This window comes from Campylobacter armoricus (assembly GCF_013372105.1).
Classification (GTDB): Bacteria; Campylobacterota; Campylobacteria; order Campylobacterales; family Campylobacteraceae; genus Campylobacter_D; species Campylobacter_D armoricus.
The window spans coordinates 1,574,179-1,590,444 of the sequence record NZ_CP053825.1; the positions used below are offsets into that span (position 1 = coordinate 1,574,179).

Sequence of the window (16,266 nt, forward strand, 5' to 3'; positions counted from 1 at the left end):
ATTTATCCTTTCACAAATTGGCGTTCGTTAAACGAATCTTGCCCTTTAAAATAAGGGGAGTTTGAATGACTTTTGTCAAAAACTAAATTTAAGTAAGCTTAAATTCCTAACATTTTTTCAACCGCTTTAACATTGGTCGAATGAACATACTTAGAAGTGCGAAGATCACGCATTCTCTTAGCAGGTTTTTTAGTCAAAATATGGCTTCTAAAAGCTGAACCTCTTTTGATTTTGTTTTTACCTACTTTGAAGCGTTTAACAGCACTTTTAACGCTTTTCATTTTTGGCATGTGTATCCTTTGGATAAATTTTTTCATAAAAGAAAGCTATCATTTTACTATAACTATGCTTTAGAAAAATTAAATTTATAGGCAAATTAAATCTTGACAATAAAAAGATGTAAGGGTTATAATTTTTGTTTATTTTTACGAATGAGAAAAGATTGATGATAAATTTAGATTTCACAGAACTAAATAAAAAAACTATTTGCAATATACGCGATTATATTGTTATTTTAAAAGAAATAAATGAAGATATTAAAAAAAGCAAAAATAAAGAAATTTTTCAAGATAAACTAAAAACATTGCGAAAAACTATAGTTCAAGGTGATGGAATGCTAAATAACATTAGCTCCATAGTGCATACAGCCAACATGGTTTTTGATAAATGTTATGTATTTGTAGAAAATAAAAATTTAAACAACTTATTTTTTAGAATAGAAAAAATACTAGATAGCCAGATGATTAGTAAATTTAGTGAAAATATCTCAAAAGCCAGTGAAAAAGCAGAACTTGCTTTTAATGAAATTGATAAAGACTTTATACATATGGAAGCAGAAAAGTGCTTTGAGAAAAACGAAAATAACATTGATTTATTGTTACACTTTTTTGATACTTTTATAAAAATCATTAAAATTTTCATAATGATTGATGAAAAAGTTGCTATAGATATTAAAACAGACAAAGAAGAGCTTGCACCTAGAGAATTAAATAGATTTATAAATAAAAACTTTTATGAGATTGAAAAGCTTTTATCGAATTTAAAAACAACCGATTAAAGAAACAAACATGTAGTATTTTATCCTCTATAACCTTTGCTATCAATAATATCATCAAGGAGCATTTGTAAATTTTACTTGATAAAGGTCAAATTGCCTTTGCTAAAGTAAAGTCAAAAATCAATAAATAAAATAATTCTTTTAAAAAGATTTAGATGGAAATTTATATCAGTACCAACAAATACAATCTTTTGCAAAAATATATAAAATTAAAATTTAAATACCTTAATATGCAAATTATTCAAGCAAAAAATTATACAAAACCATTCATACAAAATTAGTATTTTTTTAACACATAAAGTTGCTCTTGTATATGCATGGAGCGTTTAGAGAGGTTTCTACTAGCTCTAAAAGTATTGTATTTTTGTTCAAGCACAAAGCATTCTCCAAGACTTTGAAGTCTTTTTGTGAAATTTTCTTTTTTTACAAAACCCTCGCAATTATAAGAAAGCAAAATAATCTTAGCTTTTAAATCATTTATTAAATCAAATAAAGCTTCTTCAGCTTTTTTTTCTTTATTAAAAGCACTGCGGTTCCAGTCTTTTGGTATGCCAGAAATTTTTGAAATTTCTTTTGGTTTTTTATAATTAGCAATCAAATTTAACATAAAATAATTTGAGCCGTAAGGGTGTTGGTTATACGGTGGGTCTAAATACGCTACATCAAAGCTATCAAGCTCTTTAGCTAAAATATTTGCGTCTTTTTGAAAAACTTCATACTCACAAGTAAAATTTGAAAAAACAGGCATTTTCAAAGCTATATCACCTTTTATACGACTAAGCGCATTTGCCCCATTTCCTCCAAATTTTCCCACTCCGTTTTTATCTTTATAAAAACCTTTAAAAACTCCACTAGTATTTGCATGCACGCTTGCTTCATAAATGAGTGGTGCGATAAAATATTTTTGCATATCACAAGGTAATTTTGAGATATTTTGTCTCATGGTATCTAAATACATCGCATTTTTAAGTGTATAAAATACCCTTTCTTCTTTTTTAATGCTCTCATCATCATTAGGAGCATAGAGCTTGCTAATAAAGCCTTTTTTGAGTTTTAAATCAGAAATTAAAAAATCATAGTATTTTTGTAATTCTTGTAAAAATTGCTCGTTTTGATTACTCAAATAACACTCATTAATAATTTTAGAATAATCTTCCAAATCATTTGCCATGATAAAACTCGCATAAGGCTTTACAAAACGCGAAACTACTCCAGAGCCACTAAATACATCACAAAAACTAAATTTGTCTTTTTTAAGCTCATTTTGTGCGAATTTAAAGCCTTGGTTTAAAAACTCAAGCAAAGATCTTTTATTACCAAGATAAGTTATGATTTGCTCTTTTAAAAAATATGGATTTTCTTCTATCATAAGTTTAAAATACAAGCCTTAAAAAGGCTCGTGATTATTTTTTCTTTTTAGGAGTTACTAGCATATTTACATAGCGTCCTTCAAGCAAAGGCTCTTTATCTCTATCTGCTATGTCTTCTACCATTTGCCAAATTTTTTCAAGCAAAGCCGTTCCAGCTTCAGGAGAGCCCATTTCACGACCTTTTAAAAACACTCTAAATTTTACATGTTTACCTTGTTCTAAAAACTCACTTGCATGTTTAACTTTATAGTTAATATCATTTTGAGCAATTTTCACAGAAAGCTTGATTTCTTTTATATCAATCACTTTTTGTTTTTTCTTTGCTTCTTTTTGTTTCTTTTCTTGCTGATAACGGAATTTTCCATAATCCATTATCTTGCATACAGGTGGTTTGGCTTCAGGAGCTATCATCACCAAATCAAGTCCTAATCTATTTGCTATATCTAGCGCTTCATCACTACTAATAATGCCATAAACCTTGCCATCATCACCTATACATCTAATCTCATCTGCTTGAATTTCTTCATTTAGCAATACTTCTTTTTCTTTACTCAAAAGCGTACCTCACTTAATTTCTCCTTTGTTATGGTTATAAATTCATCTAAAGTTAATGTTTTTTGTTCTTTTGCTCTTCTATCTCTTAAAGCCACACTTTTGTTTGCCACTTCTTCATCACCCAATACAAGTATCATAGGCACATGTGCTTTTTCAGCAGTGCGGATTTTTTTATTTAAACTTTCATTTTTACTATAAATTTCACTATCAATGCCAAGCTCCAAAAGTTTTCTTGCTATTTCTTTTGCATAACCATGATGATTTTGCGAAATTGGCACTATAGCCACTTGAGTTGGAGCTATGAAAAATGGTAATTCACCTGCACAATGTTCTACTAAAATTCCTATAAATCTTTCAAAAGAACCTAAAATAGCACGGTGAAGCATTACAGGTTGTTTTTTCTCATTGTCTGCATCTGTGTATTCGAGTTTAAAACGACTTGGTAGGTTAAAATCTACTTGTATAGTTCCACACTGCCATTTTCTTTTTAAAGCATCAGTAATTTTTATATCGATTTTTGGGCCATAAAAAGCTCCACCACCCTCATCAATGCCATATTTTAAACCTTGTTCATCTAAAGCCTCTTTTAAAGCCTTTATAGCTATATCCCAAATCTCATCATCACCTATTGCTTTTGCTGGACGTGTTGAAATTTCCATTTCATAATCAAACTCAAAAGCTTTCATCAAAGTATCAACAAAGCTTAAAATTTCTAAAACTTGTTCTTTTATTTGACTTGGCATACAAAAAATATGTGCATCATCTTGAGTAAATTCTCTTACTCTAAAAAGTCCGTGCAAAACCCCGCTTTTTTCATGGCGATGCACCACGCCATATTCAAAAAATTTCAAAGGCAAATCACGATAACTTCTAACATCACTTTGATAAATTTTAATATGCCCTACACAATTCATCGGCTTAATACCATATTCTTGCTCATCAATTTGCGTAAAATACATATTTTCTTTATAGTTTGCATAATGACCACTAATTTTCCACGCATCAGCTTTTAAAAGCTCAGGCCCACGCACAGGCTCATAGCCTCTTAATCTATGTGCTTTATATAATAAATGCTCTAACTTACTTCTTAGTTTTGCGCCATTACTGAGCCATATAGGAAGCCCTCCACCTATCTCATCATCAAAAGCAAAAAGCTTCATTTCATTACCAAGTTTTCTATGATCTCTTTTTTTAGCTTCTTCTATGATTTTTAAGTATTCATTTAAACTTTCTTTATCCGCAAACGCTGTACCATAAATTCTTGTGAGCATTTCCCTTTTTTCATCACCACCTAAATACGCTCCAGCTACACGAGTAAGTTTAAAAAATCTTAAATATTTTGTATTTGGCACATGAGGTCCACGGCATAAATCTTCAAATTCACCTTGCTTATAAATACTTACTTTTCCATCAGGAATTCTTAATAAAACTTCTTGTTTTAAATCATCATTAGCAAATTTTTCTTTAACTTCAGTCTTTGAAAGTTCGTATTTTGTAATATCTAGCTTTGCTTCTGCTAGTTCTTTCATTTTCTTTTCTATTTTATTTAAATCTTCTTCTGAAATCTTACTATCAACCCTAAAATCATAGTAAAATCCATCTTCTATCACAGGTCCTACGAAAAATTTAGCCTCTGGATACAAACTCTTAATCGCTTGAGCCATTAAATGGGCACAAGAATGGCGAATAACTTCTAAACTTTGTTTAGAGTTATCAAAATAAACAGGAGTTAAATTTGTATCATTATTGAAACTTTGAGTATCTATTAAAGTCTCATTATTTACATATGCAATTATATCTTTTGTCATTTCTACCCTTAGCACTCACTAACTTTGTGAGCTTAAATTAAAATATAAGGCTAATTTTAACTATGAAAAACTTAAACTTTTTTTAAATAAAGGATATTTTTATATTCAAACACTTGTTCTTGATATATCTAACATTCCACTCATAACAAGATATAAAAATACAAAACCTAAAATTATCCTATAAATTCCAAAAGGTATGAAATTTATCTTACTAATTAATTTCAAGAATATTTTTATCACCACAAAAGCTACCACAAAAGCTGTTACAAAACCTATAGCTAAAGGAATGAAATTATTCATATTGCTTAAAACTTGCGGCTCTTTATAAATACTATAAGCTGTTGCTATAATCATAGTAGGAATTGCAAGTAAAAATGAAAATTCAGAAGCCACTTTACGATCAAGTCCAAGCAACAATCCCCCTATAATACTTGCTCCACTTCTTGAAGTTCCTGGTATGATAGCAAGAGCTTGAGTTAAACCTATCAAAAAAGCTTGTTTATAGCTTACTTCATCTAAAGAATGTATAGCATAATCTTTTTTTCTATGCTTTAACTCTATAATAATAAAAATAATCCCACCAATGATTAACATAGTAGCCACAGTATAGCCATTAAAAATCTCTTTTAAAAATTTATACGCTATAAAACCTACTCCGCCTGCAGGTAAGAAACCTATAGCAAGTTTTAACCAAATATCAAATTTTTGAGTAAGTTTATCTTTGAAAATAAAAATTACCGCTAGTATAGAACCAAGCTGAATAATGATAAAAAAACTTCTCCAAAAATCATCTATATTTAAACCTAAAATTTCAGCCCCTAATATCATATGTCCTGTTGATGAGATAGGTAAAAATTCCGTTAAACCTTCAATAATTCCCAAAATCAAAGCATAATAATAATCTAAATTCATTTTTTAAGCACTCTTCTTGCAAAAATTAGCATAATTGCTACAAATACCACAAAACCTATAATTCCATCATCTTTAAATGCACTTGCTATAGCAAGAGGATCTTCACCTCCGCCCTTGCTAATAGAAAGCACGGTTAAACCAGCTATTAATACCCCAAATATACTCTCACCCACTATCAAACCAGAGGCAAACAAGGTTCCTTTTTGCTCATGCTCTTGAATGAGTTCTTTTTTATGAACATTTCTAGCATATCTTTGCTCTAAACGCTTTTTGATTAAATATGCTAATAACCCACCTATAAATAAAGGCATATTAACAGCAGGTGGTAAATATATACCTATACCCACAGCTAAAGGTGGTAAAGACATATTTTTCTTTCTTAATAAACGATCAATGATGATTATACCAACGCCCACAAAAGCACCTACTATAATATAACTCCAATCAATATTAGCATTAAAAATACCTTGAGCTATGGTACTCATTAAATTTGCTTGTGGCGCAGCAAGTGCATTTGCCTCATCCATCCCTTCTCTTGGTAAAGCACCCACAAAACCATAAGCTTGATATAACAAATTTAACACAGGTGCTATAGCTAAAGCTCCAAATACACAACCTATAATCAAAGAAACCTGTTGTTTCCAAGGAGTTGCACCCACCAAATAACCCGTTTTTAAATCTTGCAAATTATCATTAGAAATAGCAGCAGTTGCTAAAATAACACTAGTAGTAAATATAGCAAAAGCAATAGCAAATTTAGACATCAAAGGATCACTAAATAAATCTACTTGATAACCTAAAAGTAAAATAATCAAAGAAGAAATCATAATCCCTATAAGTCCTATGCCTGAGATAGGAGATGATGAAGAACCTACTAAACCTGCCATATAGCCACAAGCAGAAGCTACAAAAAAGCCTATGAAAATAGCCACTAAAGTTCCCACTAAAGCAAAAAGAATCTGATAACCACTTGCTAAATTTGAATCAGCCACAAAAACATAAAATGAGATAAATAAACCTATACACATAAGCACAAATAAACCTAGCATAGCTTTTAGTGATAAATCCATATCCTTAGGATCTTGTGAAATATGCATAGAAGTTTTTCTAAGCATATTTTTCATACCATCATAAACTGGCTTTGAAAGTTCTATTAAAGTCCATAATGCTGCTATAGCAATGGCACCAGTTCCTATTAAACGCACTTTTTGAGCCCAAATTTGATTGGCTATATCAAGAGCACTTAAACTCGCATCAAAACTTTCTTTAGCAGAAAAATATGGTACAAAAACCATCCAAGCAAGCACCATACCCACAAGCAATGCAACACCTCCGGCTATACCTACTAAGTATCCTGCACCCAAAAGTGCTACCGAATATCCCATAGAAAAACCAAAAGCCATTTTTTGCCAAATGAATGCAAAACTACTTCCACTTGAAAGTAGTTTAAAACCACTTGAAAAAAGACTTATGATAGAAGCTAGTGCAACACCAAGGGTAATTTCTTTTAGCCCTACTTTTCCTTTTTTATCAGCTTGATCTTTATTAGCTACTTTTAAAATTTCAGCAGCAGCCCTTCCTTCAGGATAGGCTAATTTACTCTCTACTACCATAGCTCTACGCAAAGGTATGGTAAAAAGCACACCTAAACCACCACCACAAAGACAAAGCATAAAAGTAAGCCATAGTGGAAATTCAAACCAATATCCACACATAAAAAGACCAGGTATAACAAAAATCACAGCTGAAAGCGTGCCTGCTGCTGAAACTTGAGTTTGCACCATATTATTTTCTAAAATATTAGAGTCTTTAAAAATTTTTAAAACAGCCATTGCAATCACAACAGCAGGAATAGAGGTAGAAAAAGTAAGACCTACTTTAAGCCCCAAATAAACATTTGAGGCGGTAAAAATAATCGTTAAAATACTTCCTAGTACTATACCCCTAAGCGTAAGCTCCGGCAAAGAGTTTTTTGTATGCATTTTGTTTCTCCATTTTTATTGGCAACCTTCACATTCTATAGTTCTATCGACTATATCATCATTGACTTTTTGACTATCTGGACTTTCACTTCTTAAATAGTAAGTTGATTTAACACCTAACTCCCATGCAAGTTGATAAATTTCATTTAAATATCCACCACTTGCTTTATCAAGTGATACAAAAATATTTAAAGATTGACCTTGATCAATCCATTTGCCACGAATTGCTGCTGCTTTGACTAAAATCCTTTGATCAAGCTCATAAGCAGGGGTGTAGTATTGCCAAGTGTCAGCACTTAAATTTGGCACAACACTTGGTATCATACCACTTAAATTTTGTTCAAACCACTTTCTCTTATAAACTGGTTCTATAGTTTGAGTTGTTCCTACTAAAATAGAAATAGAAGAAGTTGGTGCTATAGCCATTAAATAACCATTCCTCATACCATCTCTTTTTAGTTTTTCTCTTAATTTTTCCCAATCACACTCACTTTGATCAAATAACCCATCACTTGCGGTAAGCTTTTTAGCGTTTTCATTTGCCACATCAATTGGTACTATACCCTTACTCCAATTTGATCCTTCAAAATCAGGATAAGAACCTTTCTCTAAAGCTAAATTTGAACTAGCCTGTATTGCTTCATAACTAATCATTTCCATAATATGATCTATTTTTTCAAAATGTTCATTAGAACCCCAATAAATTTGAGCCTGAGCTAGCATTTGTGCTTCACCCATTACACCAAGTCCTATAGCACGAGATTTTAAATTAGTATTTTTAACTTTGACATGAGGGTAAAAATTTAAATCAATCACATTATCAAGCATTCTTATTGCTGTTGGCACTACTCTTTGAATATCTTCTTTTGTATTAATTTTGCTTAGATTAATACTAGCTAAATTACAAACTGCTGTTTTGCCTTCGTTTTTATATTTTTCTACTATATAAACTTTTTTACCATTAATACTATCTAAAGTAGAAACTTTTTTAGCAAGCTTTTTATAGCCACCATCTATGGTAAGTTCTTCATCTTCATCTAAATAAAGTTCTGTTTTATCATCAAATATTATTTTAACTTGATAATAATTTGGATCTGTATTTTGAAAAATTTCTGTACATAAATTTGAGCTTCTTATAAGTCCTACATGCGAATTTGGATTAGTTTTATTAGCACTATCTTTAAAACATAAAAATGGCATACCTGTTTCAAAATAAGAAAGTAGTATTTTTTTCCAAAGTTCTTTTGCATCAACAATTTCTTTGATTATATTTTCATCTTTTTCAAATTCTTCATATTTTCTTTCAAATTCTTCACCATATAAATCACACAAACTAGAAGTATCAGCTGGATCAAAAAGCGTCCATTTGCTATTTGCTCTTACTCTTTTCATAAATAAATCATTTATCCATAATGCAGGGAAAAGCTCATGTGCTCTTCTTCTTTCTTCTCCTGAATTTTTACGCAAATCCAAAAAGTCATTTATATCCATATGCCAAGGCTCGATATAAACAGCAATTGCACCTTTTCTAGTACCAAGTTGATCTACTGCTACTGCTATATCATTGGTAATTTTTAAGAAAGGTATAATCCCACCTGCTGCGTTTTTATGTCCATCTATACTTCCACCCATAGCACGCACCTTAGACCAGTCCCAGCCTATACCACCACCAAATTTAGATAAAAGTGCCATTTCTTGATAAGAATCAAAAATCCCTTCTATATTATCAGGTGTGCTTCCTATATAACATGAGCTTAATTGGTGTCTTGTAGTTCTTGCATTTGAAAGGGTTGGGGTAGCAAGCATTACTTCAAAAGTTGAGATTAAATCATAAAATTTCTTAGCCCAAGTTTGAGAATCCAACTCATTTTGTGCTAAAAACATCGCAATAGCCATAAACATTTGTTGTGGTAATTCTATAGGTATACCTTTAGAATCTTTAATCAAATATCTATCATATAAAGTTTTTATACCAAGATAAGTAAATTGCAAATCACGCTCTGGTTTTATATAGGCATTAAGATCATCTAAATCATATTTTTCTTTTAAACCGATTAAAATTCTACCTTCTTTTTCGCCTTTTTCAAGATATTCTCTTAAATGCTTATAGCCATTATAACCACTTACTTTTTTATACAAATCATATAAAAACAATCTAGCAGCAACAAAGGTCCAATTAGGTCTATCAATATCTATCTTATCTACTGCTGTTTTTATAAGAGTTTGTTGGATTTCTTCTGTTGTTATGCCATCACGAAATTGAATTTTAGCATCTACTTCAAGCTCGCTTTGGCTGACATTTTCTAAATCTGCTACCGCGTCAGTGGTATATTTTTTAATCTTAGAAATATTCAGCTCTTCAGTTCTACCATTTCTTTTTAATACTTTCACTTCCAACCCCTAATTATTTGAATGTTCTTGCAAAAATTTTATCTACATTTTTTGTATAGTAGTTATAATCAAAGCAATTTCTAATATCTATTTCACTTAGAGATTTTTTCAAATCCTCATCTGATAATAAAGCTAGTAAAAACAAACTCTCACCTTTTTCATTTAACGCAGGTTTGCCATTTTGTAAATCAGCCCAAACTTTCATAGCATTTCTTTGAACGATCTTGTAAGCTTCTTCCCTGCTTATACCCTTAAATGGAAGCTCAAGCAACACTCTTTGGGAAAATACAAGCCCACCGGTTAAATTTAAATTTTTCATCATATTTTCTGGATATACCAAAAGTTTTTCTATCACACCGCATAATCTTGAAAGCATAAAATCAGTCGTGATAAAAGCATCGGGCAATACAAATCTTTCTACACTAGAATGCGATATATCTCTTTCATGCCATAAAGCTACATTTTCCAAAGCAGGTGTTACATAAGCTCTTATCATTCTACAAAGCCCTGTGATATTTTCACTCAAAACAGGATTTCTCTTGTGAGGCATAGCTGAGCTTCCTTTTTGTCCTTGAGAAAAATACTCTTCAGCCTCATACACCTCTGTTCTTTGAAAATGGCGGATCGCAACAGCAATTTGCTCACAACTTGAAGCTAAAATAGCTAAAGCTGAAATAACTTGTGCGTAACGATCTCTTTGTATGACTTGGTTTGAAACTGGTGCTGGTTTAAGATCTAAGTTTTTACAAACTTCTTCTTCAAATTCAAGTGGCGCATGAGCGAAATTTCCCATAGCACCGCTGATTTTTCCATAGCTAATTACTTCTTTTGCATGAGTGATTAAATCTTTTGCATGAACTAGCGAATCATACCAAATAGCCAAAACTAAACCAAAAGTTATAGGCTCTCCATGAATTCCATGACTTCTTCCTACCATTAAAGTGTTTTTATGCTCATAAGCTCTTGTTTTAATTGCTATCAAAACTTGATCTAAATCTTGCAAAATTAGTTCTAAACTATCTTTAATCTGCAAAGCAACTGCAGTATCAATACAATCTGAACTTGTCATTGCATAATGCACAAAACGACTTTCTTCACCTAAGCTTTCACTAACACTTGTTAAAAAAGCTATCACATCATGCTTAGTAGTTTTTTCTATCTCATCTATTCTTGCTATATCAAATTTAGCATTTTTTACAATTTTTTCACAATCTTCATCTTTAATAAGACCTAACTTATTCCATGCTTTCACAGCAGCTAATTCTACTTTTAGCCATGCATCATATTTTGCTTGCATATTCCATTTTTTAGCCATAATTTCTCTACTATATCTTTCAACCATTATCAAGACCTTTTTTTGGATATAATATATAATAAAAAAATATTTATTTTATCTAAAAATATTTACATTAGGATTAAACTTGCCTTATATAAAAATAAAACTATCAAATAATGGAAAAAAGGCTTTTAGATTGCTTATGGACGAATTAAAAATCTCTATGAGTCAAGCTCAAAAAATTATTGACAAAAAACGCCTTTTCTGCGATGGAAAACTAGTAGAAGAAAAAAATCAATTTTTAAACGGCCTAGTGGAATTAATAACATATGAAAACAATCCTAAAGGATTGGAAGTAGTTTTTGAAAATGATGATTTTGCAGTTGTAGAAAAACCAAGTGGAATACTAACTCATCCTAATGGGCGAAATTGCATTTATAGTATTTGTGATGAAATTTGGCATTTATGGGGCGAAAAAGCTTGTGTGGCCCACAGGTTAGATAAAGAAACAAGCGGACTTTTACTCATAGCCAAACACAAAAATACGCAAATTGAACTTAAAACTATGTTTGAAAAACGACTTATACAAAAAAAATACATTGCATTAGTAAAAGGAAAAACCAAAAAGGAATTTGCAGTAGATAAAAAAATGGATTTAGCTAAAAATTATGATACAATCAAAACTAGAATGCAAATTTGTGAAAACGGCAAAGAGGCTTTAACGCAATTTCACACTTTAGAATATTTTGAAAATTTAGATGCTAGCTTAGTTTTAGCTAAGCCTCTAACAGGAAGACAACACCAAATAAGATTACATTTGTTTCATGTGAAACATAAAATTTTGGGCGATCCTTTGTATGGTTTAGAAAAAACACAGATAGAGCAAATACTTGATGGAAAAATGAGTGAGCTTGAAAGAATTCAAATTACAGGTGCTAAAAGATTGCTTTTACACTCTTTTAGCTTAGAATTTACATATAAAAATCAAAAATTTTTGATACAATCTCAAAAAAACATAAAAGATGACTTTATATCAGATATAGGAAATCAAAAATGTATAAAAAATATAATCTAAAATGCGACTTAAATAATAGGGGGGGGGATAAATATACTCTTTCGATTGGCTACTTTTGTCCACATAATATAGGTGATATGATAGTTAGTTTAGATATGTTATATGCCATAAAACATATATATCATGCGAAAGTAATTGTATTTTGTAGAAAAAATACTGAAAATATTTTAAAAAATTTTGACTTTATTGACAACATAGAACTTATTGATAAAATTGATAAGAATATAATTCCGCAAATAAATAAATATCCAATAGATTATTTAATATCATTTCATGCAAAATCTTTTTTAATTAAACTTCTAATAAATACAAATACAAAATACATTATTGTAAAAGCAAAATTTGTTAGTATATTTTCCCTTAAATGCAAAACTATATTTACAAGTATAACAAAAAGATTTTTTAAAAATAGAAGCGATAGAGATAGAATGCTATATTATGCTAGAAAGATAAATTCTAGTATTTTTGATATAAAAATTAAAAATTTAGAATTTAAAACACAAATTCAAACTAATGCGATACATAAAATTTTAATAAATGATTTTTTAAGAAAAAATGAAATTAAGAATTTTGTTATACTTAATCCTTTTAGTATTACTTCAAAGCATACTTTAGATATTATTTCTTTTTTAAAATTAGCTAAAAATATCAAGAAAAATTATCAAAATATTAGTATTGTTATACCTACTTATGAACTAGTACATGATGATTTTATAGATGAAATTCATAAGTATGATAAAAATTTACTTGAAGAAATTATTGTTTTTAAAAATAACAGTGATATTTTAAATTTAGCAGAACTTATATCTCGTTCAAAATGTATTATTAGTCCTAGCACTGGTGCAATTCATATCGCTACAAATTTAAAGATTCCTAGCATTGCACTTTATCCACCAAAAGATGAAATATTTTGGCCTACATACAATAAGGACTATATAATCATAACAAAAACTCAAAATAATTTAAGAGAAGATGAAAAACAAGAGTTTATTGAAAATATTACAAAAAGATTAAAAAAATATCTTTAATCTTTTTGTAATTTTAAAACTTTATCAGTTTGAATTGCAATTGGAATTTTTTTGATAGGTTGGCTAAAATCTCTACAATAATCGCAAGATTTATAAAAATCTTGAGAATAAAATTCAAAAATTTTTTCTTTAGGATTCTCTAAATTTAAAAAATCACCATCAAATTCTTCAAGTCCTTTTAAGCGTGATAAAGAACTTGATATAGGACAAACAAAAACAGCTCCTTTAGGTGCTAATTGTTTATTTTCTAAGCCCTCAGATGTCATCAAACTCACACATGACATTTGACAATTATAATAATTTTTGATTATATCTTCTTTACTTCTACCGCGTTTGTAAATTTTTTCAGGATCACTCCAAGTAGAATTTTCACCACTAGAGTCCATAGAAAATGGAATTTTATTTTCTCTTAATTTTCTTAAAATACTTTCTTGTTTTAGCGGAATTTTTAAATTTGGCGATCTTTTATAATCTGAAATTGTAATTTTTCTAACTTTATTAGAATTTTTTAACTTTTTCACCAATTCATCTTTAAAATCAATAGTTGCATTAGTAACCAAAGAAAAAGTTAGTATTTTCTTTTGAGCATCTAAATAATCAATCAATTGTGGCAAATCCTTAAATAACAAAGGCTCTCCACCTATGATTCTAATCCTTGCGATAGAATCTACCTTAGATAAAAGTAGTTCTAATGATTCTATAATACCCTCTAAAGTACAAGTATATTGATTTGATGGTGAAAAATACTGCATCAAATTATTACAAGATTCACAGCGCAAAGTGCATCTTGTAGTTAAAACTAATTCTAAATAAGGAATATCCACCTTGCCTTCTAAAACCCTTTTTTCAAAGTATTTTTTCAAGTAAAATTTTTTCATCAAAGCAGCATAAGGAACTTTAAAAATTCTAGCAATCCCTCTTTTACCATTTAAATGAGAAAAATACCAAGAAATATTTTGCTTTATATATCTATTTTGAAATAATTGATTTTCTAATAATTGTTTTTTATCTATCATTATTTTTCCCTTCATTTTTTAACACATAAATAATCCCACCAAGTCCTATAATCACCACTATGCTTATAAAAATAAGTTGGGCTATATCTAAAAAAGTCATTGTTTGCTCTGCCTTTCCTTAAGCTGTCCGCATGCTGCTGAAATATCAAGTCCTTTGCTTTCTCTTATCGTGCAAGTAACGCCCTTGGCACTTAAATAATCTTGAAATTTAATCGCTGCTTCAACACTTGGTCTTTTATATAAACTTCCCTCATGTGGATTAAAAAGTATTAAATTTACTTTAGCTTTTATACCATTTAAAAGCTTGACTAGTTCTTTTGCATGTTCTATTTTATCATTTACTCCATCGATTAAAAGGTATTCAAACATCACTCTTTTACGCTGATCTATAGGAAAATTTCTCACTGCTTCCATAATGCTTGCTATATTATAAGCTTTATTAATAGGCATTAATTCACTTCTAAGCTCATCATTTACAGCATGGAGCGAAATAGCTAAAAGCACACCTAAATTCATTTCTCCAAGCTCTTTAATCTGTTTTGCCAAACCACTTGTGCTTATAGTTTGTCTTCTAGGGCTTATCGCCAAAGCATCATTATCAGCTAAAATTTTAATTGCCTTAGAAACATTTTTAAGATTATCTAAAGGCTCACCCATACCCATATAAACTATATTAACCCTTCTTTCGTAAGGTATGTTATTGTGCTTTTTGATCCATAAAATTTGCCCTACTATCTCCCCTGCAGTCAAATTTCTTTTTAAGCCACCTTTAGCAGTAAGACAAAAACTACACCCGCTTTTACACCCTACTTGAGAAGAAACACAAATGGTATATCTTGCATGTTTAATGATTTTACCATTTTCATCCATAAGCTCTTCTTTCATAGGAAGCAAAACGGCTTCGATTTTTTTACCATCTAAAAGCTCAAAAAGATATTTAATGCTCCCATCTTTGCTTTTTTCATCTTTAACACATTTTAAAGGTGAAAAATGAAAATTTTCTTGTAAATATACTCTAAAATCTTTTGGCAAAGATGACATTTGCAAAAAATCATCTACATATTTTTTATATACCCATTCAAAAATTTGTTTTGCTCTGAATTTTGGTTGGACTAAATTTTCTAACTCTTCCTTAGTAAAATCTAATATATTTTTTAATTCACTCAATTTTTTTCCTATATAAGTTTTTTATCTAACAAAAAATCTTTTAATAATTCTTTTGCTTTTTGGTGGTTTTTTAAAAAATTCTCATGTGCAGATTCATTACAAAAATTTGTCGCACATAAATAACAAATTCCTTCTATCCCTTGCATTTTGGCACAAGAAAGCACCGCATATGCTTCCATATTTTCTATATGCATACCTTTTTTAAAAAATTCTTTAGCAATATTTTCATCTTTACAAATATAATTTGAAGAATTAACCATAGTTTCATGTGAAACATTTAATCTAACTTCATTTGCTATAGGTGTATAAAAACTATTAGATAAAACTGCGTATTCTAAATTTGCCGCATTAGAACTCTCATAAATATCTAAAATTTTTCCTTCTTGATAAATTCCACATGTACCTATAAAGATCACTTTATCCACTTTTACTTGACTTAAAATTTTACCTAGAGAAAAAGCAGAATTAACCAAACCTATACCTATACTTTGTGCAAATTTAAATTCCTCATTTCCTCCTGCACACACTATTAGATTTTTCAAAAATCAACCTTTATAAAAAATAATTCAAATTTTATCTAATTAGCGCTTAAAATAATGATATAATTAATATTTTTTAGATAAAATAAA

15 protein-coding genes are annotated in these 16,266 nt (G+C 29.8%); 3 read left to right on the forward strand and 12 right to left on the reverse strand.

What is annotated here, in order from left to right; all coding sequences use genetic code 11:
• Positions 1–98: 98 nt before the first annotated feature.
• Complete coding sequence (rpmI, locus tag CARM_RS08020) at positions 99–290, reverse strand: 50S ribosomal protein L35 (RefSeq protein ID WP_012660788.1); 192 nt, start codon at positions 288–290, stop codon at positions 99–101.
• A 155-nt stretch (positions 291–445) separates the two neighbouring features.
• Here rpmI and CARM_RS08025 point away from each other — a divergent pair, with 155 nt between their 5' ends.
• A complete protein-coding gene (locus tag CARM_RS08025; RefSeq protein ID WP_139427041.1) occupies positions 446–1,057 on the forward strand; it encodes a hypothetical protein in 612 nt (203 codons plus the stop codon).
• A gap of 277 nt (positions 1,058–1,334) precedes the next feature.
• Here the strand turns inward: CARM_RS08025 and CARM_RS08030 are convergent, their stop codons facing one another.
• The 7 genes from CARM_RS08030 to purB all read right to left on the reverse strand — a co-directional run bounded on the left by CARM_RS08030 (position 1,335) and on the right by purB (position 11,417).
• A complete protein-coding gene (locus tag CARM_RS08030) occupies positions 1,335–2,423 on the reverse strand; it encodes a DNA adenine methylase (RefSeq protein ID WP_139427079.1) in 1,089 nt (362 codons plus the stop codon).
• A gap of 37 nt (positions 2,424–2,460) precedes the next feature.
• Positions 2,461–2,982, reverse strand: a complete 522-nt coding sequence (infC, locus tag CARM_RS08035) for a translation initiation factor IF-3 (protein ID WP_139427043.1) — start codon at positions 2,980–2,982, stop codon at positions 2,461–2,463.
• On the reverse strand, positions 2,979–4,790 hold the full coding sequence (gene thrS / locus CARM_RS08040) for a threonine--tRNA ligase (protein ID WP_139427045.1): 1,812 nt from the start codon (positions 4,788–4,790) through the stop codon (positions 2,979–2,981). The genes infC and thrS overlap by 4 nt, the downstream gene beginning before the upstream one ends.
• Positions 4,791–4,895: 105 nt before the next feature.
• Entirely contained in the window at positions 4,896–5,702 is an 807-nt protein-coding gene (locus tag CARM_RS08045; RefSeq protein WP_139427047.1) for an undecaprenyl-diphosphate phosphatase, read from the reverse strand.
• Positions 5,699–7,684, reverse strand: coding sequence for an OPT family oligopeptide transporter (locus CARM_RS08050; protein WP_139427049.1), 1,986 nt, complete (start codon positions 7,682–7,684; stop codon positions 5,699–5,701). The genes CARM_RS08045 and CARM_RS08050 overlap by 4 nt, the downstream gene beginning before the upstream one ends.
• Positions 7,685–7,699: 15 nt before the next feature.
• Positions 7,700–10,075, reverse strand: a complete 2,376-nt coding sequence (locus CARM_RS08055; RefSeq protein WP_139427050.1) for a ribonucleoside-diphosphate reductase subunit alpha — start codon at positions 10,073–10,075, stop codon at positions 7,700–7,702.
• Between the two features lie 13 nt (positions 10,076–10,088).
• Positions 10,089–11,417 carry an adenylosuccinate lyase gene (gene purB / locus CARM_RS08060; RefSeq protein WP_139427052.1) on the reverse strand — a complete coding sequence of 443 codons (1,329 nt, stop codon included), beginning with the start codon at positions 11,415–11,417 and terminating at the stop codon, positions 10,089–10,091.
• A gap of 79 nt (positions 11,418–11,496) precedes the next feature.
• Between purB and CARM_RS08065 the strand changes: the two genes are divergently transcribed.
• Positions 11,497–12,426, forward strand: coding sequence for an RluA family pseudouridine synthase (locus CARM_RS08065; protein ID WP_139427054.1), 930 nt, complete (start codon positions 11,497–11,499; stop codon positions 12,424–12,426).
• A gap of 77 nt (positions 12,427–12,503) precedes the next feature.
• Positions 12,504–13,454 carry a glycosyltransferase family 9 protein gene (locus CARM_RS08070; RefSeq protein ID WP_139427056.1) on the forward strand — a complete coding sequence of 317 codons (951 nt, stop codon included), beginning with the start codon at positions 12,504–12,506 and terminating at the stop codon, positions 13,452–13,454.
• On the opposite strand, the gene CARM_RS08075 is transcribed toward CARM_RS08070, so the two are convergent.
• Genes CARM_RS08075 through CARM_RS08085 form a run of 4 tightly spaced genes read right to left on the reverse strand, consistent with a single transcriptional unit; the run spans position 13,451 to position 16,179 of the window.
• Positions 13,451–14,470, reverse strand: coding sequence for a radical SAM protein (locus CARM_RS08075; RefSeq protein WP_139427059.1), 1,020 nt, complete (start codon positions 14,468–14,470; stop codon positions 13,451–13,453). The two genes, CARM_RS08070 and CARM_RS08075, sit on opposite strands and share 4 nt — an antisense overlap.
• Positions 14,460–14,570, reverse strand: coding sequence for a hypothetical protein (locus tag CARM_RS08480; protein WP_087699086.1), 111 nt, complete (start codon positions 14,568–14,570; stop codon positions 14,460–14,462). The genes CARM_RS08075 and CARM_RS08480 overlap by 11 nt, the downstream gene beginning before the upstream one ends.
• Complete coding sequence (rlmN, locus tag CARM_RS08080) at positions 14,567–15,637, reverse strand: dual-specificity RNA methyltransferase RlmN (protein ID WP_139427061.1); 1,071 nt, start codon at positions 15,635–15,637, stop codon at positions 14,567–14,569. The genes CARM_RS08480 and rlmN overlap by 4 nt, the downstream gene beginning before the upstream one ends.
• Before the next feature lie 8 nt (positions 15,638–15,645).
• On the reverse strand, positions 15,646–16,179 hold the full coding sequence (locus tag CARM_RS08085) for a phosphorylase family protein (protein ID WP_139427062.1): 534 nt from the start codon (positions 16,177–16,179) through the stop codon (positions 15,646–15,648).
• Positions 16,180–16,266: the final 87 nt, after the last annotated feature.